Genomic DNA, 18,220 nt, shown 5'->3' with positions numbered 1-18,220 from the left:
ATGGTTTTCTTACGTCATTTTCTCGCCGCAGGCATCGCACTGCTGGCATTACCCGCACTACATGCAACGGACGTCAGCATGGCTGATGGCCGCATCAGCTTCACTACCCCTGACAGTTGGGTCGGGATCATGGAGACCCAGGGCGACCCGGAAGTCCGCGTATTCCAGGTGCCAGATCCGTCACCTACCGCCAGCAACAGCCTGGCGCGCGTGACCATTACCGTCAAACAGGTCGCCGATGCAGCCGGCTACAAGCAATACATGGACGCGGCGACGGAAAAGGCCAAGGGCCTGTCTGGCTACAAAGCCATCACCAGCACCGTCGAAACACGCGGCCCCAGTACCTATGAGTACACGGCGCAGGAAAACAACGTGCAGTTTGCTTATGTGGAGCGCTACTGGTTAAAGGGCAGCCAGGCCATACAACTGCGGTGCATGCGCCCAGTGCAAAGCCAGGCTGGCGCTGGCTGGCGCGCGGAATTCGACAAAGGTTGCGGCGCCATCGCCACCAGCCTGCAAAAATGATTGCTGGCGACGTTGCCCCTTGACGAGTCACGTCGCCTTGCTTCGAGAATTGAACATGCCTTCACATGAACAAGCCACGCGCGCCTGGGCGCAAGCCAGCGACGCTTCCGATCCACTACGCACATTTCGCGAGGAGTTCCTGATCCCGCCCCATGGGAATGGAACATCCGTGTACATGTGCGGGAATTCGCTTGGCCTGCAACCCCGGGCTGTCCGTGCAGCCATCGACGAGGAGCTGCATGATTGGGGGACGCTGGCTGTCGAGGGGCACTTCAAGGGCAAACGCCCCTGGCTGGATTACCACGAATACGTGCGCGATGACCTGGCCGCGATCGTGGGTGCCAAGCCGATCGAAGTGGTGGCAATGAATACCCTGGGTGTGAACCTGCATCTGATGATGGTCAGCTTCTATCGCCCCACACCAGAACGTCATGCCATCCTGATCGAAGCCGGCGCCTTTCCGACCGACCGCTATGCCGTGGAATCGCAGGTGCGTTATCACGGCTTCAGCCCGGCACTGTCGTTGATCGAACTACAAGGCGACGAACCCAATGGCACGATCTCGATGCAGGCCATCGAACGTGCCCTGGCCGAATATGGTGAACGCATCGCCCTGGTGATGCTCCCGGGCGTGCAATACCGTACCGGGCAGGTATTCGATCTGAAGGCCATTACCCAACTGGCGCATCGATACGGCTGCATGGTCGGATTTGACCTGGCCCATGCCGTGGGCAACCTGCCTCTGCAATTGCACGACAGCGGGGCCGACTTTGCCGTGTGGTGCAGCTACAAATACCTCAATGCCGGCCCCGGTGCGATCGCCGGTGCTTTTGTGCACGAACGTCACGCCCATGCCACCTTGCCGCGCTTTGCCGGTTGGTGGGGCCATGACAAGACGTCACGCTTCAAGATGGGCCCGGAATTCGTGCCAACGCCGGGTGCAGACGGCTGGCAATTGTCCAACCCTCCGATCATGGCCCTGGTGCCGTTGCGCATTTCGCTGGAGATCTTTAGACGTGCCGGCATGGAGCGCCTGCGCGAAAAATCGCTGCGGCTCACCGGCTATCTCGAATGGCTGGTGGATACGCAGCTGGCCGATGTACTGGATGTGGTAACCCCGCGTGAACCTGCGCGACGCGGTGCGCAATTGTCGCTGCGTGTTCAGGGCGGCCGGGAAAAAGGGCGTGCCTTGTTTGAACACCTTGAGCAGCACGGCATCATCGGCGATTGGCGCGAGCCGGACGTGATTCGCATATCGCCCGCGCCGTTGTACAACCAATTCGAAGATTGCGTCGACTTTGTCGAAGCCGTGCGGGCTTGGGTTACACGGTGAGCATGGGCGCCCATCGTCCCGGCCCCTTGCCTGGGCGAAGCCGGGGAGAGAGCACGGGGTCAAGGCGAGCCCGCGATGGGGAGCATACAAGCCGCTTCCACCTCTCGCTCACCAGATCGATGCCGATAAGCCGATAGCCTCACGGCGCATTGACTGATGGCGATTGAAGTATCACGAAGTCATCCTTTCCGATAGCGGCCCTACGCGGCTGCCACCATCGATGCCATCTTGGCATCTTCAGTTCCAGAAGGAACAACAAGGGAAAGGAATACCCATGAAAAGGATCAGCCAGGTCGCATTGGCATTGGCCTGCGTGCTCGGTATCAGCGCCACGGCGCACGCCGAAAATTACTACGTCTGCAAGTACCGCGTCCTGAGCGGCCCTCGTACTGGCGAGTCCAGGGGCATCGAATACCTGGAAAACAACAAAGACGACGCCCACATCAAGTTCGAGGCTTTCCTGCGCGATATTTTCGGCGAAAATCGCCCGCCGCTCGAGGTCAAGTGCGAAGAAAGCCCGTTCTGACACCGGCTATCACATACGGCGGCAGGTAGTGTCGCATCGCTGTCCGGCATGGGAAGGCCCCATGCCGGGCAGCATCCGATCTCAAGTCATCCTTCGTTGGCTTCGGACAAGCGTCGATGCAAAACATCCAGACGCAAGTCGTTGCCGGCACCAGGTGACGTCCGGGCCGTCAGACTTCCCTCGGGCGTGCGCCCTGCTCCACTCGCCGCCGCGGCATCGGCGGCGGCGCGATAAGCGTCGCGGAAAGGCACACCTGCCGCAGCCTGCTCGATCGCGACATCCGTGGCATACATGGCCGGTTCGATCGCCGCACGCATCGCCGCTTCGTTCCACTGCATGCGCGCCAGCAGGTCCGGCACCAGTTCCAGCGCGGCCAAGCCATGGCGGCATCCGTGGAACAACGATCCCTTCGAGAATTGAAGATCGCGCTGGTAACCTGAAGGTAATGACAGCAGTTGTTCGATTTCAGTACGCGCGGCGGCAACGCTGGCGTAGCTCGCCCGCAACAACTCCACCACATCCGGATTGCGCTTGTTGGGCATGATCGAACTACCCGTCGTGTATTCCGATGGCAGCTTTACGAAATCGAACTCAGCGGTGGTGAACAACGACAGGTCCCAGGCCAGACGGCGAACATCCAGCAAGGCGCCAGCAATGGCCTCGAGCACCGCCATTTCGAATTTGCCGCGCGAAAGCTGCGCGTAGATCGGCGACACCTGCATGCGCGAAAAACCCAACGCCTGGGTGGTGTGTTCGCGATCGAGCTTGAGGTTGACGCCATAGCCAGCGGCCGTACCCAACGGATTGGCATCGATCAATGCCATGGTGTGGCGTGCACGCAAGGCGTTGTCGATAAAGCCCTCGGCGAAGCCTGCAAACCACATACCCGTGGAGGACACCACAGCCCGCTGCAAATGCGTGTAGCCCGGCAAGGGAAGTGCCGGCTGCGCAGCGCGATCCAGGCAAACCTGGGCAATGGACCTGCAATGCCCTTCCAAGGCAGCCAGTTGCTCTTTCAACCAGAGTCGTGTTGCCACCAGGATCTGATCGTTACGACTACGTCCCGTATGCACACGACGGCCGGCATCGCCAAGGCGCTCGGTCAGCCGCGCCTCGATCGCCGAATGACCGTCCTCGTAGCGATCATCCAGCATGAACTGACCCGCACGAAAATCCTCGGCCAGGACATCCAGTTCGTGCTTGAGTGCCTGCGCCTCCTCGCCGGATACCACACCAATGTTTGCCAGCCCTTCGACGTGCGCCTTGCTGGCGGTAATGTCATGCAGGAAGAACTCGCGATCCAGAATGACATCATCGCCGGCAAGGAACGCCATGATGCGCGCATCGATCTTGATGTTGGCCTTTTGCCATAGAGGCTGGGTCATGGGGTTTCCTCAGGAATGCAATGCTTTTAGATGGATGCGCGATGCGCATCCTTCAATAATTTGGCCAGCGCCGTATCGATGAGCAAGGTTTCACGCTCGCCAGTGGCCCGGCGCTTGAGCTCAACCATCCCCTGCTTGAGATCGCGCGGACCCACCACGAGTTGCCATGGCAAACCGATCAAGTCCATCGTGGCAAATTTGCCACCGGCGCGCTCATCGCGGTCATCGTATAAAACGTCGATGCCGGCGCGTTGAAGCTCCTTGTACAACGCCTCGCAGGCCAGATCGACCTGCTCATCGCCTTGTTGCAGATTGACAAGACCGACCTGGAAGGGAGCAACCGCGTCCGGCCATACAATGCCACGCTCGTCATGCCCCGCCTCGATGATCGCGCCCAGCAGGCGCGAAACGCCTACACCGTAGCAGCCGCCGTGAATCGGGCGCTCGATACCATCGGCGCCAGTGACCAGGACACGCATCGGCGTAGCGTACTTGGCACCGTAATAGAAGATTTGCCCCACCTCGATGCCGCGAGTGCGCACACGTCGCTCGGGTGGCACCTCACGTTCGAAACGCGCGGCTTCGTGCACGTCCTCGGTCGCTGCATAAGGCACGCTCCAGGCATCGACCCATGCATCGAGATCACCACGATAATCAATGTCATCACCAGGCACGTCCAGCGACAACATGTCACGATCAACATAGACCGCCGATTCGCCCGTCTCGGCAAGCACAATGAATTCGTGGGACAGATCACCGCCGATGGGGCCCGTCTCTGCTCGCATGGGAATGGCCGTAATGCCCATGCGGCGAAACATGCGCAGGTAGGCCACGAACATCTGCTGGTAGGACTTTCGCGCACCCGCTTCGTCCAGGTCGAACGAATAACCGTCCTTCATGAGGAATTCGCGACCGCGCAAGACGCCAAAGCGCGGACGTTGCTCATCGCGAAACTTCCATTGCACCTGGAACAGGTTCATCGGCAGGTCGCGATAGGAGCGAACCGTACTACGAAAGATCTCGTGGATCATTTCCTCATTCGTTGGACCGTATAGTAATTCGCGTTCGTGACGATCACGAATGCGTAGCATTTCCGGCCCGTACGCGTCATAGCGCCCGCTCTCGCGCCACAGATCGGCAAGCTGGAGTGTGGGCATCAGCAGTTCAACGGCACCGGCGCGATGAAGCTCGTCGCGCACAATGGCCTCGACTTTGCGCAGCACACGCAAGCCCAGCGGCAGCCAGGCGTAGATGCCCGCTGCCTCCTGGCGAATCAGGCCAGCGCGCAACATCAGGCGATGCGAGGCGATCTGTGCCTCAGCGGGATTGTCTTTCGATGTAGGCAGCAAATAGCGTGATAGACGCATGGGATGTCCTGCGCGTTCGGCGATCAGTCTCTGAGAGGAATACCCGTCAATTCGGGCACACCAATCGCACGGTTGATATTCTGTATGGCCTGGGTGGCCGCTCCCTTGAGCAGATTGTCCAACGTGGCCACGGTAACCAGGCGCTTGCCATCCACGGAGAGCGCAAAGCCGCCGATTTCCACATGGTGTTTACCTGCGATCCTGCTCACCCAGGGCGCATCGTCCTGCACGGTAATGAGCGGCTCATGCTCATAGCGATGACGATATCGCTGAACGATCTCATCGAGCTTGGCCGGTCGCGCCAGGTACAGGTTGGTTGTCACGGTGAGGCCGCGGAAATGTGGCGCCACATGGGGCAGGAATTCCACCGGCAGCCCAAGGTGACGGCTAGCTTCCTTCTCGTGCGTATGACCGGTCAACGAGTATGGCATCAGGTTGTCGCGCAACTTTTCCGGATCGTTGCGGTCCGATGGCGTGGTTCCCGCACCGGAATAACCCGAGACGCCGAAACACACCGGCGGAGCGGCCAGGAGGTCCTTCACCGGCGCGATCGACAGCTGGATCGCCGTGGCGTAGCAACCGGGATTGCTGATCTTGCGCTCGCCACGCCAGCGTTCACGAGTCAACTCCGGCAAACCGTAGTACCAGCGCTCTTCGAAACGATAGTCTGCCGAGAGGTCGAGCACGATCGTATCGGGCGCCACGACCTCCAGGGCTTCCACGTAAGGCGCGGCCTTGCCATTGGGCAAGGCCAGGATGACCACATCGGCCTTGCGCGAGGCCACGCCTGCCGGATCAAGGCTGGCATAGCGCAGTTCGCCATGAAAATCGGCGATGTGATCGGCGACAGACTGGCCGTTCAGCTCGCGTGAAGAGACAAACACGAGCTCCAGCGCCGGATGATGGGCAATCAGGTGAATCAACTCGGCGCCGGTATGACCGCGGGCGCCGACGATGCCAATACTTTTCTTCTCGGACATGGGCATTTCTCTTCAATCGACCAGGGTCGGCCTGCGCGTGGCGCAATGCGCGACGCATCGTGCGATGGTGGCGAAATCCTCTCCCAGCCCATACCAGAACACTTTCCAGCGCTCCTGCTTGAGGCAGCCATCGGACTCGGCGTAGTAGAACGGATTGACAGCATTGCCATGGCGCGAACGCCAGAACAATTGTGGGTTTTCCTCGCGCATCACCAACCACACAGCACGCCCCAGGCCCTCGCCCTGCGCATCGTCGAGCACGGCGAACTTGTCCAGGTAGGCCAGCCCCTCTTCCTGGGTCAGGATCATCGCGGCACGATAGTTTTCACTGACATAAATACGGTATGGCGTGGTGCGCTGGAAGTAATCGGCAACCAGTTCACGACCGAAACTCGACTCGATCAACGTCTTCATGCGATCCAGGTCGACACCTTCCCAGCTATCGAACGTGAGCACTTTTTCACCGCGGCGCACCAGCGTACCCGAGCCTTTGTGCGTGAAAAGCTCCTTGGCCAGTTCCGAAGGACGCGTGATCGACACCGAGGATGTCAACGGCAGATCAGCCAACAGGTCGGCGATCTGCTCGATCTTCAGACGCATGCCGCCGTTGATCCATGGCTGCTGCATCAGGTGATCGAATTCAGTGGATAGGTTGATCGAATCGATCACCTTGCCTTTGTCATTCAACAAGCCGCCCGTGCCGGTAAGAAAGACGATCTTGTACGGCTGCAGCACGCGCACCAGTTCGTTGGCGGCAAAGTCGGCATTGATGTTGAGGATCTGGCCCTCGGCCGTCTCGCCGAGGCTCGCAATCACCGGAATGGAGCCGGCACGCAGGCTCGCCTCAATGGGTGCGAGGTTGATGCTGCTGACCTTGCCAACCAGGCCGTAGATGTCGCGATCCAAGTATTCGGAGGTAAAGACGCCAGAGGGTACCGACGTAGCGCGCGTATCCATGCCCTGCAAGGCCTCGACCAGGCGCAGGTTCTGTTCCTGGAATACCTTGCGCACGATCGCCAGCGCCTGCGGCGAAGTCACACGCAGGCCGTTGATGGTCTGCTTCTCGATGCCCGCGGCGGAGAGCTCCTCGTCCAGCTGCGGCCCCGCGCCATGCAGCACGATCGGCGTCAAGCCGACTTGCTGCAGGAACGTCAACGATGACGTCAACGCCGGCAGGTCATCGCGCAATACTGCGCCGCCAACCTTCACCACCGCGAAACGCTTGGCATCCAGTTGGGAGAAGCGCTTGAGGTATTGCTGGATTTCCTTCGCGCTGCCCATGCTCGAAAGCAGGCGCACGATGGTCTTGCGTGTCTTGGCTTCGCTGCTCATGGTGGACGCGGCTCCGAGGTTCAAGGCTTCGCTGAATTTTTCGAGCCGGGAATGGTCGTACCCGGAGGTTTCAAGATTGTCCACGATCGATGATCCGGTAGATGGTTTGTGCGTAATGCTGCAATTGATCGAGCGCCACCCATTCATCGGCGGCATGCGCCTGGGCAATGTCGCCCGGGCCGTAGACGAAGGAGGTGTAGCCAGCGGCGGAGAACAGGGCTGCCTCGGTCCAGAAGTCCACGGCATTGCCGACCGGGATGCCTAGCTCGTCGGCGAGGTCTCGTGCAGCCAATCGACGCGTCTCCGCAGTCGCGGTATCGCCGGCTGGCAGCGAGTCGCCGCGAAAGGTTTCGCCATATTCGACCGGATACGGCTCGACCAGGGTACGGAAGCGCTCCAGCATCTGGTCGGCATTCATCGAGGGAAGCGGACGGAAGCCGAAGCGCACATCGCCGGTCGGCGCGATCACATTGGCCTTGATACCACCCTCGATCTTGCCAATGTTGAAGCGCAGGCCCGTAAGGCCACCGAAACGCTCATGCGATTGCGCAGCGACGAAATCCAATGCAGCGGCGCCCCAGCGAATGACCTGGTGCAAGGCGCTGTCGGACGCTTTCTGCTCTCCCGACGCATGCCCGGCACGCCCCTTGAAACGCATCTGCACCGAATGGATGCCACGATGCGCCAGTACGGCCTCTCCCTTGGTCGGCTCGGCAACGATCACCGCCTCATACCGGGGCTTGGTCTTGAGGAAACCATCGATACAGCGCGCATCGTTGGCTTCTTCATCGGTGGACAAGAGCAGGGCCATGTCGCCCTGCGTCGCGTTGGCTACCGCCACCAGCGCAGCGGCAGCCCCCTTGATGTCGCAGGCGCCCAGGCCGATGGCGCGATCCTGGGTCACCTTCAGCTCATGCGGATTTTGCGTCCAGTGTGGCGAATCCGGCACCGTATCCAGATGCACGTTGAACAGGTACTTCGGGTTGCCGCGTACCGCATGGAGATTGACCGCGCCGGCACCGAAATCGGTCACCGTCACGTCGAATCCCGGCAGGTTGGCGCGCAGGTAATCGAAGATTCCGCCCGTACCGATCTCGCGCGGCGGGTTGCGCGTGTCGTGACTGACCAGCGCGGCGAGATGCTTGAGGGTGGCGTCCAACAGTGCATTCATGGAGTCGGGTTCCTTGTTCTTATCGTCGGTGGGAATCGTTGCGGTTGACTTCGGCCCACAGTGTGCTGCTCATGCCGAAGAGCTTGATGAAACCTTCCGCCTCGGCCACGCCCCAATCGGCGGACTGGGCATAGGTCGCGCCCTTGGCATTGAGGATGTGCGGCGATCGGATTTCGACGGCAGTAACCTGTGCACCCGTGGTTTCCAGCACCACTTCACCTGTAACGCACTGCTGGCTGGAAGCCAGGAACGCTTCGAGATCGGTCTTGATCGGATCGTGGTAGAAACCCTCGTACACGACCTCGACCCACTTGCGCGCCACGTCCGGCTTGAAACGATTTTGCTGCTTGGTCAGCACCGCCTCTTCCAGCGCACGGTGTGCGGCAAGCAGGGAGATCAAGCCAGGCGCCTCATAGACGATGCGGCCCTTGAGACCGATGGTGGTATCGCCCGTGTACATGCCACGGCCCACACCATACGGCGCGAACAATTGGTTCAACTGCTGCAACAGCTTGGCGCCGGCAAGCTTCTGCCCGTTGAGCGAAACGGCTTCGCCCTGCTCGAAACCGATGGTGACACTGAGCTTCTCGGACGGCCATTCGCTGCGCGGCTTGCACCAGCCGCGCGCACCCTCGCCCGGAGTCTGCCAATGATCGATCTCGCCACCGGACAAGGTCACGCCAAGCAGATTCTCGTTGATGGTGTAACTCTTCTGCTTGGAACGCACTTCGAAGCCGCGTTCTTCCAGGTATTTCTGCTCATAGGCGCGGGTCTGCGTATGCTCTTTCTGGATTTCACGAATCGGTGCAACGATTTCGTAATCGCCCAGCGCTTTCACGGCAAGGTCAAAACGCACTTGGTCGTTGCCCATGCCGGTGCAACCGTGTGCGATCGCACGCGTGCCGAGTTCGGCCGCGCGCTGGATGGCAGCGTCGACAATCAGGTAACGATCCGACACCAATAGTGGATATTGACCCTGGTATCCCTCACCCGCCTGCACGAACGGCTTGACGAAGCCGTCCCAGATCGCCGGGCCGCCGTCGACCGTCACGTGGCTGGTCACGCCCAATTCCTGTGCGCGCTGTTCGATGTACGCACGCTCCTCGGCGTCAACGCCACCGGTGTCGGCGAACACAGTATGCACGGACCAGCCACGCTCCTTGAGATACGGTACGCAGAAGCTGGTGTCCAGACCGCCTGAAAAGGCGAGAACGATGTCTTTGCTCATGGTCTTGATGGATTCCTGGGAACGGTCGGGCGGAGATCAGGTCAGGATGCGCGGTTCACAGCGCACCGGGAAATTCATGGAATTGGCGACATAGCAAGCTTCGTGGGCATCGTGATGCAAGGCTGCGGCTTGTTGTGCGTCGCCTGCGGCGATGGTCACGCGTGGCCGCAACAGCACCTGGGTGAAATGCCCTTTGGCAGTACTGGTATCGAGCGTACCCACGGCATCGTCCTCATACGCCGTCACCACGATGCCCGCGTCAGAGGCCAGATGCAGATACCAGAGCATGTGGCAGGTCGATAACGAAGCGACCAGCATGTCCTCGGGGTTGTAGCGGCTGGCGTCGCCGCGATAAGCAGGATCGGCCGAGCCGGCAAGCACCGGCTTGCCTTCTGCCCGGATCTCGTGGTCACGGCCGTAGCTGGTATAGCCGCGCGTACCCTCGCCACGGTTGCCGGTCCAGCGCACACCAATGCTGTAGTTATGCAGGTTCTTGCCCATCCTGTGATTCCTCGATGAGATTCATCCACTGCGCCAGTTGCGCATCGCCCGGAGCGTTGCGCTGACGAAGACCTTCGACCACCCCACGGCGGTTGCCCTCGGGTTGGTTCTGACTAAGTTTGAATTTGCCTTCGATGTGCTCGACATCGATCGTGATGCCACGAATGGCGCTGAGCATTTTCTCGACGTGATCGGCCGGCGCATCATCGACATGCCAGGGCTCGAACTGGTCAGCTTCATGGCGATCGGTCAGCGCCACCAGCCATCGACGCAGAGAGACCCGATCGCTGATCACCCGCAGGCACCCGTGTACATGCACCACCGCGTAATTCCAGGTGGGTACGTCACGCCCGGTCACACGCTTGCTCGGATACCAGTTGGGGCTGACGTAACCCTGCGGTCCATGGAACACGACCGACACGGACCGGCCATCGCAATCGGCCAGTTCATTGCCGCGTGCGACATGACTGCAAAGCTGGCCATCGATGAACTCGAACGGCAGATGGTTGATCGCCATGCCACTCGGCCCTTGCACAATGACCGTGGCGAGCGGATGCACGCGCATCAGCGCATGCAATATGTCGCTCCGGTATTCGGCAAAGGCGCGTGGCGTATACATCGATTCAGCAGACGCCCAGCAGGGATGTCATCACCGCTTTCTGCACATGCAGGCGGTTCTCGGCTTCATCGATAGCAATACATGCCGGCGAATCCATCACGGCATCCGTAGCCTTCACGTTACGACGCAATGGCAGGCAATGGCTAAAGAGGCCGTGGTCAGTCAGGGCCATCTTGGCCTCGTCGACGATGAAATGCTTGTGCGCATCGCGGATCGGCTTTTCCTGCTCCCACTTGCCGAAGAACGGAAGCGCCCCCCAGCTCTTCGCGTAGACTACGTGGGCACCTCGATAGGCCTCCTCAATGTCATGACTGACACGCAGTGAACCGCCGTTCTCCCTGGCATTCTCATAGCCGGCCTGCATGTAGCGATCATCGAGGACATAATCGGGCGTGGGACACAGCAGCGTCACGTCCATACCCATCTTGGTGGCAATCAGCAACGCCGAATTGGCCACCGCCGTGTTGAGCGGCTTGGGATGGTACGTCCAGGTGAGTACGTACTTACGATTGCGCAGGTCGCCAAGGTGTTCCTTCATCGCCAGCGCATGCGCAAGCTCCTGGCAGGGATGGGTGATCGTTTCCATGTTGATCACCGGCACCGTGGCGTACTGCGCAAAGGACTTGATGACGCGATCTTCGCGGTCGACGTTCCAGTCCTGGAACTTGGGAAAGGCGCGCACGGCGATCAGGTCAACGTAGCGCGACAATACGCGTGCCACTTCGGCGATGTGCTCCTCGGTATCACCGTCCATCACAGTGCCAACGTCGAATTCGATTGGCCACGCGTCCTTGCCGGGAGCCAACACAATCGCATGCCCACCCAAGTGAAAGGCGCCAAGCTCGAAGCTGGTACGCGTACGCATCGACGGGTTGAAGAACAGCAGGGCCACGGACTTGCCGGCCATATGCTGCCCGCGCGGCGAGCGCTTGAACGCGGCCGCCTGCTCCAGCAGCTTGTCGATCTCGGCGCGGCTGTAGTCCTGCGTGGTAAGAAAGTGACGAATGCTCATGACGTTTCCAAATCCCCAATCCAGAAAAACAAAAAACCCGGCTCTCAGGCCGGGTTTTGTCGTCTATTCACGTTAAACGCGTGAGACAGCCTACCCGGCCGAATGTCGGTTCAGCGGTCGGCGAGCACGCGATGTCATCCCAGCGGCCATGCGGGCACTGGTCAGGACGTTAGCGGTATAGACGGCTGTGGACATCAGGGTTTCCAGGGTTGAACCACCATCATGACGGGATTTTCGCTGCCGTGCAACAACGGCGTTGAGGCCGGGCCTGGACGCCTCGCCCACTTCAACGATCAAGGCAGATGCCGGAGCATTAGCCGAAGGCGCAAGATCGAACGCCGCAGACTTCATGCCAGCGCATGGTTGACCGCCTGCCCAGGCTTGCGCTGAGTGCGGCTTTCGCGCGCCCATGACCCCTCTCCCCTCTCCAGGCAGCACCACAACGCAAACCGCCGCCCGAAGGCGGCGGCAGGTGGACCTCATGCGGCTGAGCTCAATCGGCCGGCGAGACGTTCACACGAACACGCAGGCGCTCACCTGGGTCGTAGTTGAGGCGGGACATGTAGACCTCGCCACGATAGCGATATTCCACGTCGTAGCCCATGATGCGGCGCTGCTCGCTGACCGAACTGACCTGGCGGCAGCGGGTCTCGGTAGTCTCGTACTGGCCACCCGGACTGCGCGAAACATTGTTACCGACGGCGCCGCCTGCCACGGCACCGACTACCGTTGCCGCCTTGCGGCCGTCGCCCCTTCCAATGGTGCTGCCGAGCACGCCACCCACGACCGCACCCAGGATGGTGCCTGCGGCGCTGCCTCGACTGGGCTCCTGCTGGACTACGGTCTGGTCGTAGCACTCCTGACGAGGCACCTCGGTGCGAGCCACGCCATAGACCGGGTCAACGCGTAGCACGTCGGCCCAGCCGTAGTGCGCAGCACCACCGTCGGCCCCGGGAGGCGGCGGAGGATCATTGGGATAGCGCGCGCTCTGCGCGAAAGCACTGCCCGTGACCGTCGTCAGGGCCAGCACCAGGGTGGGGAACAACAGTTTGGTCATGACGACCTCCGAAATCCTGCACGTAAAAGGCGGTTCTTCGCTGGTTGTCATTCCAGCAAATTCACACTGAATACACGCTTAGATCGAAGGGGCGTGTATTGGTTCGCTCACATGTTGTTAAGATGCCCGACCGCTTCTTTTTTCGTTCAGCTCGTACGCTGGAAGCCTGGACACCTATTCATGCCGATTTCGCTCTATAACAGCCTGACTCGCAGTCAGGACACCTTCACCCCGCAGGACCCGAATCGGGTGACGATGTATGTCTGCGGGCCCACGGTTTACAACTACGTGCATATCGGCAATGCACGCGGCCCCGTGGTCTTCGACGTTCTGGCCCGGCTGCTGCGGCGCCACTACGCTGGCGTGGTCTATGCCCGCAACATCACGGATGTGGACGACAAGATCAATGCTGCCGCCCTGGACGCTGGCGTGCCCATTGGCACGATCACGACGCGCTTTGCGCAGGCCTACCGCGACGACATGGCCGGCCTGGGCATCGCGCCGCCGGATATCGAACCGCATGCGACCGGGCATATCGAGCAGATCATCGCCATGTGCGAGCGATTAATCGCCACCGGTCACGCCTACGCGGCCGAGGGGCACGTATTGTTCCGCGTTGGCTCCTACCCTGAATATGGCCACCTTTCAGGCCGCGACCCCGAGGAATTGCTCGCCGGCGCTCGTATCGACGTCGCGCCATACAAGCAAGATCCCGGCGATTTTGTGCTGTGGAAGCCCTCCACGCCGGAGCTGCCGGGCTGGGACAGTCCATGGAGCCGCGGCCGTCCTGGCTGGCATATCGAGTGCTCGGCCATGTGCAAGGCGCAATTGGGCGACACGATCGATATCCATGCCGGCGGTGTGGATCTGCTGTTTCCGCATCACGAGAACGAGGTCGCCCAGTCCACCTGCGCCAATGGCGGCAAGACCTTCGCCCGCTGGTGGGTACACAACGGCATGCTGACCGTCGATGGCCGCAAAATGTCCAAGTCCGTGGGCAACGTGCTGCTGGTGCACGAATTGCTGAAGACATATCCGGCCGAGGCGCTGCGCCTGTTCCTGTTGCGCGGCCACTACCGCCAGCCGCTGGACTGGTCCGATGCAGCCATTGCCCAGGCCGTCAGCACCCTGGATGGCTGGTATCGCGTCTTGCGCGAACTGGCCGACGTGCCCGTGGAGGGAACCTTGCCCGCCGCGGCGGCCGTCGAAGCGGCCCTTTGCGACGACCTCAATACTCCTCAGGCCCTGGCCGAATTGTCGCAACTGGCCAATGCCGCCCGCGCTGCCACGCCAGCTGGGCGCGGCGCCGCCAAGGCTGCCCTGCTCGGCGGGGGCGCCCTGCTCGGCCTGCTACAGCAAGACCCGGAAACCTGGTTCAAGGGAGACTCTGGCAACACCGACGCGGCAGCGATCGATGCCCTGGTCGCCGAACGCCAGGCAGCGCGCGCGGCACGCGACTTCAAGCGTGCCGACCAGATTCGCGACGAGCTTGCCGCCCGGGGCATTGCGATCGAGGACGGTGCCCAAGGCGCGCGATGGCAGTTGGTGAAATAGCTGGTGCGCCGTTTCGGGGAGGCCGTTGCGCATTTTGGCTTGGCGCGTGGCAATAGACGAGGGCGACCTCAGAAGGCGCCGGTTCCCCACCTGCTCCATGGAGCCAAGCGGATTCAAGACCAGATCGGCCATGATCGGCGGAGCAATCGCAGAACTTGAGCCTTTTGGGATCCGTGAGGTTGCATTGACTGTTCACAGACCGACGGGCTGCGGCGAGTCACGGACTTGTGCCCTTTCCTACCGACCTGCGTCAGCAGCGACAGGTTGCCCCAAAGTGTCCGTCTGGCTCACCAATCGCGCGATAATAGGCCGATGACTACCGCCACAACCTCCCCCGCTGAGCAGGCCCAGCAGGAAATCGCCGACGAATTCGCGTTTTTTAGCGACTGGACCGAGCGCTACCAGTACCTCATCGACTTGGGCAAACGCCTGCCGCCCTTTCCCGAAGCATGGAAAACCGAGGAAAATCGCGTCCTCGGCTGCCAGTCCATGGTGTGGATGGTGCCCAGCGGCGACGCGCAGAAGCTGCACTTCGTCGCTACCAGCGATTCGGCTATCGTGTCTGGCCTGATCGCTCTGGTACTACGGGTCTACTCTGACCGCTCGGCGCAGGACATCGTCGCCACCGAGCCTCGCTTCATCGATGCCATCGGGCTGGCCAAACATCTTTCACCCACACGCTCCAACGGCTTGGCCGCGATGCTGGTCAAGATCAAGGCTTACGCTGCCGCCCTGGCGGGCCAATGAAGAGAGAAATCAGTGCGGAGAAGCGAGCCAGAGCATCTGTTCGCGACGCTTGATCCTCGCTCCTTTTCACCCACTGCTTGAACGCTGGAGCCCGCACGAGGCGGGCTCCAGGATTCATTTGCCAATCGCGGCTGGCGACCTCAGTCGCCCATCTGCTTCTGCAGATGCTCGCGACGCTCCTGCGCATCGAGCGACAGGGTGGCGATGGGACGCGCCTCGAGGCGCTCCACGCCGATTTCCTCGTCGGTCTCTTCACAGTAACCGTAACGACCTTCCTCGATCCGGCGTAAGGCCTTGTCGATCTTGGAGATCAGCTTGCGGTAGCGATCGCGGGTGCGCAGTTCCAGGGAGTTTTCCGTTTCGCGAGTGGCACGCTCGGCTTCGTCGCCGACATCACGCACTTCGTCACGGAGGTTCTCCATGGTCTGGCGGGACTCCTCTACCAACTGGTCACGCCAATCGCGCAACTTGTTGCGGAAGAAAGCCAGTTGCCGCGGACTCATGTACTCCTCGTCGCTGGACGGACGATAGCCGGCGGGCAGGTCAATGTGGGTCGTGGACGGCAACGCGTAGCGGCCGTCTTCCTTGGTAATACCGTTGTCGAGTGTTGCTGAACTATTCATCGAGGACTGCGAGGTCTTCTGCTTCGTGAGGGAGGTGTGGCGAGCCGTGGCCGAGGCAACTTTGGCAGGGGCGGCGCCAATGGCGCTCGCAACCTTGCCTTCCTTGGACGCGACAGGCGCGGATACGGGCTTGGCAGCAGGCGCCGCGGCCTTGGAGGCCGGCGCAGCCTTGGGCTCATGGGGTGGCGTTCCGGCAGGCTTGGCGGCCGGCACGGATTTCGGCGCCGCGACGGCTTTGCTAGCCGTCTTGGCCGGGGCGGGCTTGGCTGCGGGGGCCGGTGCCGCCTTTGCTGGCGCTTTAACCGACGCTGCTTTCGGAGCGCTGGCGGTCTTGGCCGCAGCCTTCTTGGGAGGCGCGGCAGGCTTGGCGGCAGGCTTGGCAGCCGGTTTGGGAACAGTCTTGGTTACGGGTTTGGTCACGGGAGCGGCTTTCTTGGCGGGCGCGTTCTTCACGGCAGCCGCCTTGGCGGGCGCTGCGGCTTTCTTGGTGGCTTTGGCAGGCGCCTTGCTGGCAGCGCTCTTCGCTGTCGACGCGACCTTGGCGACGACTTTGGTTGACTTGCTGGCCTTCGTTCCCTTCGCTTTGGGCACAACGTTCCCTTTCTGCGCTTTGGCGGGTGGAGCACTACGCGTCGTTTTCGCCATATCCCTTCACCGTTTTGGCCTTGGCGGCCGGCTGTTATAGCCCATGTATCCCACACCGGCAACCTGGCTTCTGGAATACTTAGCCAATAAGCGCCGAATTCTGTCTCGGCGACGTGAAACATTGTGACCAGACTGATACTTCTAATCCTGGGTTTGTACAAGCGTTGGTTGAGCCCCCTGCTGGGCCAGCGCTGCCGTTTCTACCCCAGTTGTTCCGATTATGCCCGGGACGCCGTGACGCGTTTTGGTCCGTGGCGTGGCAGCCTGCTTGCGATCTGGCGCATCCTGCGCTGCCAACCCCTCTGCGAGGGTGGCCTGGACCCCGTTCCGGAGCACTTTACCTTCCGCCGTTGCCGATCCCCTGGAGAACCACATGCCCACTGACTGGCTGATCAAAAACGCCGAACTGGTCAACGAAGGCCGCCGTTTCCACGCCGACCTGCGCATCAGGCAAGGCCGCATCGATGTGATTGCCGGAACGTTGGATGCGCGGCCAGGGGAGCAGGTGATTGACGCCTCCGGCCTGTGGCTGCTGCCTGGCATGATTGACGACCAGGTGCACTTTCGCGAACCCGGCCTGACCCAGAAAGCGGACATCGCCCATGAGTCACGCGCCTGCGCCGCTGGCGGCATCACCAGCTTTATGGAAATGCCCAACACCAGGCCACCCGCGCTCGACCGCCAGACACTTGAGGCCAAGTACGCCCGCGGTGCCGAGACGTCAGCCGTCAATTACGCCTTCTACATGGGAGCCAGCAACGACAATCTCGAGGCGATCCGCGCCCTCGATCCCAGGGCCGCCCCAGGGGTGAAGGTGTTCATGGGCGCCTCGACCGGGAACATGCTGGTGGATGATCCGCACGTGCTCAATGGCATCTTCCGTGAAGCGCCCACGCCAATCATCACCCATTGCGAAGACACACCGATGATCGATGCGCTGCATGCCAAGGCGCGCGAGAAATACGGCGAAAACATCCCTGCACGCGAACACCCTTTGATCCGCTCGCGCGAGGCATGTATCAAGTCGACCCGCCTGGCGATCTCGCTGGCGCAGAAACATAATAGTCGCCTGCACGTCTTGCACATTTCTACCGCCGACGAGCTGGCCCTGTTCCAGCCCGGGCCGATTGAAAGCAAGCGGATTACTGCGGAGACTTGCGTGCACTTCCTGCATTTTTCGGCTGAGGATTACGAGCGCTTGGGTTTCCTGATCAAGTGCAACCCGGCCATCAAGGATGCGTCGGACCGAGAAGCGATTACCCAGGCATTGGCCGACAGCCGGCTGGACGTGCTGGCGACGGATCATGCCCCGCACCTGCTTGAGGAAAAGGGGCAGCTCTATGACAAGGCGCCGTCGGGCCTGCCGCTGGTTCAATTCGCATTGCAAGCGGCCCTGCAACGTGTCTTCGAAGGCAAGCTCACGCTCGAGCGCGTGGTCGAGGCGGTGACGCACTCGCCTGCCAAGCTGTTCAATGTGCACGAGCGCGGTTTCCTGCGCGAAGGCTACGCCGCCGATCTGGTGCTGGTGGATCCGAGCAAACCCCACACCGTACGCCGCGAAGAGGTGCTTTCCAAATGCGGCTGGTCCCCTTTTGAAGGTGAGACCTTCAGCAGT

At 61.2% G+C, this 18,220-nt stretch carries 18 protein-coding genes; 7 read left to right on the top strand and 11 right to left on the bottom strand.

Going from position 1 to position 18,220, the window contains the following annotated elements; translation table 11 throughout:
• From VF436_RS09720 to VF436_RS09710, 3 genes are all read left to right on the top strand, one after another.
• Positions 1–525 carry a hypothetical protein gene (locus VF436_RS09720; RefSeq protein ID WP_330903816.1) on the top strand — a complete coding sequence of 175 codons (525 nt, stop codon included), beginning with the start codon at positions 1–3 and terminating at the stop codon, positions 523–525.
• 55 nt (positions 526–580) lie between these two features.
• Positions 581–1,858 (top strand): kynureninase, encoded by a 1,278-nt coding sequence (gene kynU, locus VF436_RS09715; protein WP_330903815.1) that lies wholly within the window; start codon positions 581–583, stop codon positions 1,856–1,858.
• 274 nt (positions 1,859–2,132) lie between these two features.
• Positions 2,133–2,384: a hypothetical protein gene (locus tag VF436_RS09710; RefSeq protein ID WP_330903814.1), complete on the top strand. Its 252-nt coding sequence runs from the start codon at positions 2,133–2,135 to the stop codon at positions 2,382–2,384.
• 86 nt (positions 2,385–2,470) lie between these two features.
• Here VF436_RS09710 and argH read toward each other — a convergent pair whose 3' ends face one another.
• From argH to VF436_RS09660, 10 genes are all read right to left on the bottom strand, one after another.
• Positions 2,471–3,769, bottom strand: a complete 1,299-nt coding sequence (gene argH, locus VF436_RS09705; RefSeq protein WP_330903813.1) for an argininosuccinate lyase — start codon at positions 3,767–3,769, stop codon at positions 2,471–2,473.
• Between the two features lie 26 nt (positions 3,770–3,795).
• Positions 3,796–5,136, bottom strand: a complete 1,341-nt coding sequence (gene proS, locus VF436_RS09700; protein ID WP_330903812.1) for a proline--tRNA ligase — start codon at positions 5,134–5,136, stop codon at positions 3,796–3,798.
• A gap of 23 nt (positions 5,137–5,159) precedes the next feature.
• Positions 5,160–6,116 (bottom strand): N-acetyl-gamma-glutamyl-phosphate reductase, encoded by a 957-nt coding sequence (argC, locus tag VF436_RS09695; protein WP_330903811.1) that lies wholly within the window; start codon positions 6,114–6,116, stop codon positions 5,160–5,162.
• Between the two features lie 12 nt (positions 6,117–6,128).
• Positions 6,129–7,448, bottom strand: a complete 1,320-nt coding sequence (locus VF436_RS09690; RefSeq protein ID WP_330903828.1) for an acetylglutamate kinase — start codon at positions 7,446–7,448, stop codon at positions 6,129–6,131.
• A 70-nt stretch (positions 7,449–7,518) separates the two neighbouring features.
• Positions 7,519–8,619 carry an acetylornithine deacetylase gene (locus tag VF436_RS09685; protein ID WP_330903810.1) on the bottom strand — a complete coding sequence of 367 codons (1,101 nt, stop codon included), beginning with the start codon at positions 8,617–8,619 and terminating at the stop codon, positions 7,519–7,521.
• Between the two features lie 19 nt (positions 8,620–8,638).
• The gene (locus VF436_RS09680) at positions 8,639–9,847 is read right to left on the bottom strand and encodes an argininosuccinate synthase (protein WP_330903809.1); all 1,209 of its coding nucleotides are present in this window, start codon (positions 9,845–9,847) and stop codon (positions 8,639–8,641) included.
• A 36-nt stretch (positions 9,848–9,883) separates the two neighbouring features.
• Positions 9,884–10,348 carry an OsmC family protein gene (locus VF436_RS09675; RefSeq protein WP_330903808.1) on the bottom strand — a complete coding sequence of 155 codons (465 nt, stop codon included), beginning with the start codon at positions 10,346–10,348 and terminating at the stop codon, positions 9,884–9,886.
• Positions 10,329–10,967 carry an FMN-binding negative transcriptional regulator gene (locus tag VF436_RS09670; protein ID WP_330903807.1) on the bottom strand — a complete coding sequence of 213 codons (639 nt, stop codon included), beginning with the start codon at positions 10,965–10,967 and terminating at the stop codon, positions 10,329–10,331. The genes VF436_RS09675 and VF436_RS09670 overlap by 20 nt, the downstream gene beginning before the upstream one ends.
• 4 nt (positions 10,968–10,971) lie before the next feature.
• A complete protein-coding gene (locus tag VF436_RS09665) occupies positions 10,972–11,979 on the bottom strand; it encodes an N-acetylornithine carbamoyltransferase (RefSeq protein WP_330903806.1) in 1,008 nt (335 codons plus the stop codon).
• 493 nt (positions 11,980–12,472) lie between these two features.
• Entirely contained in the window at positions 12,473–13,036 is a 564-nt protein-coding gene (locus tag VF436_RS09660) for a glycine zipper 2TM domain-containing protein (RefSeq protein WP_330903805.1), read from the bottom strand.
• Positions 13,037–13,216: 180 nt separating this feature from the next.
• Here VF436_RS09660 and cysS point away from each other — a divergent pair, with 180 nt between their 5' ends.
• A complete protein-coding gene (gene cysS / locus VF436_RS09655) occupies positions 13,217–14,590 on the top strand; it encodes a cysteine--tRNA ligase (RefSeq protein WP_330903804.1) in 1,374 nt (457 codons plus the stop codon).
• 312 nt (positions 14,591–14,902) lie between these two features.
• Positions 14,903–15,337 (top strand): SufE family protein, encoded by a 435-nt coding sequence (locus tag VF436_RS09650; protein ID WP_330903803.1) that lies wholly within the window; start codon positions 14,903–14,905, stop codon positions 15,335–15,337.
• Between the two features lie 140 nt (positions 15,338–15,477).
• Here the strand turns inward: VF436_RS09650 and dksA are convergent, their stop codons facing one another.
• Positions 15,478–16,605, bottom strand: a complete 1,128-nt coding sequence (gene dksA, locus VF436_RS09645; protein ID WP_414649833.1) for an RNA polymerase-binding protein DksA — start codon at positions 16,603–16,605, stop codon at positions 15,478–15,480.
• Between the two features lie 123 nt (positions 16,606–16,728).
• On the opposite strand from dksA, the gene yidD reads away from it, so the two are divergent.
• Positions 16,729–16,989: a membrane protein insertion efficiency factor YidD gene (yidD, locus tag VF436_RS09640; RefSeq protein WP_414649832.1), complete on the top strand. Its 261-nt coding sequence runs from the start codon at positions 16,729–16,731 to the stop codon at positions 16,987–16,989.
• The coding region (locus tag VF436_RS09635; RefSeq protein WP_330903801.1) for a dihydroorotase at positions 16,979–18,220 on the top strand (1,242 nt) is incomplete at its 3' end. The genes yidD and VF436_RS09635, both read left to right, overlap by 11 nt.

It is taken from the genome of Dyella sp. (assembly GCF_036384435.1).
Classification (GTDB): Bacteria; Pseudomonadota; Gammaproteobacteria; order Xanthomonadales; family Rhodanobacteraceae; genus GSA-30.
The sequence above is the reverse complement of the archived record's forward strand: the minus strand, read 5'-3'. Positions and strand labels throughout refer to the sequence as shown.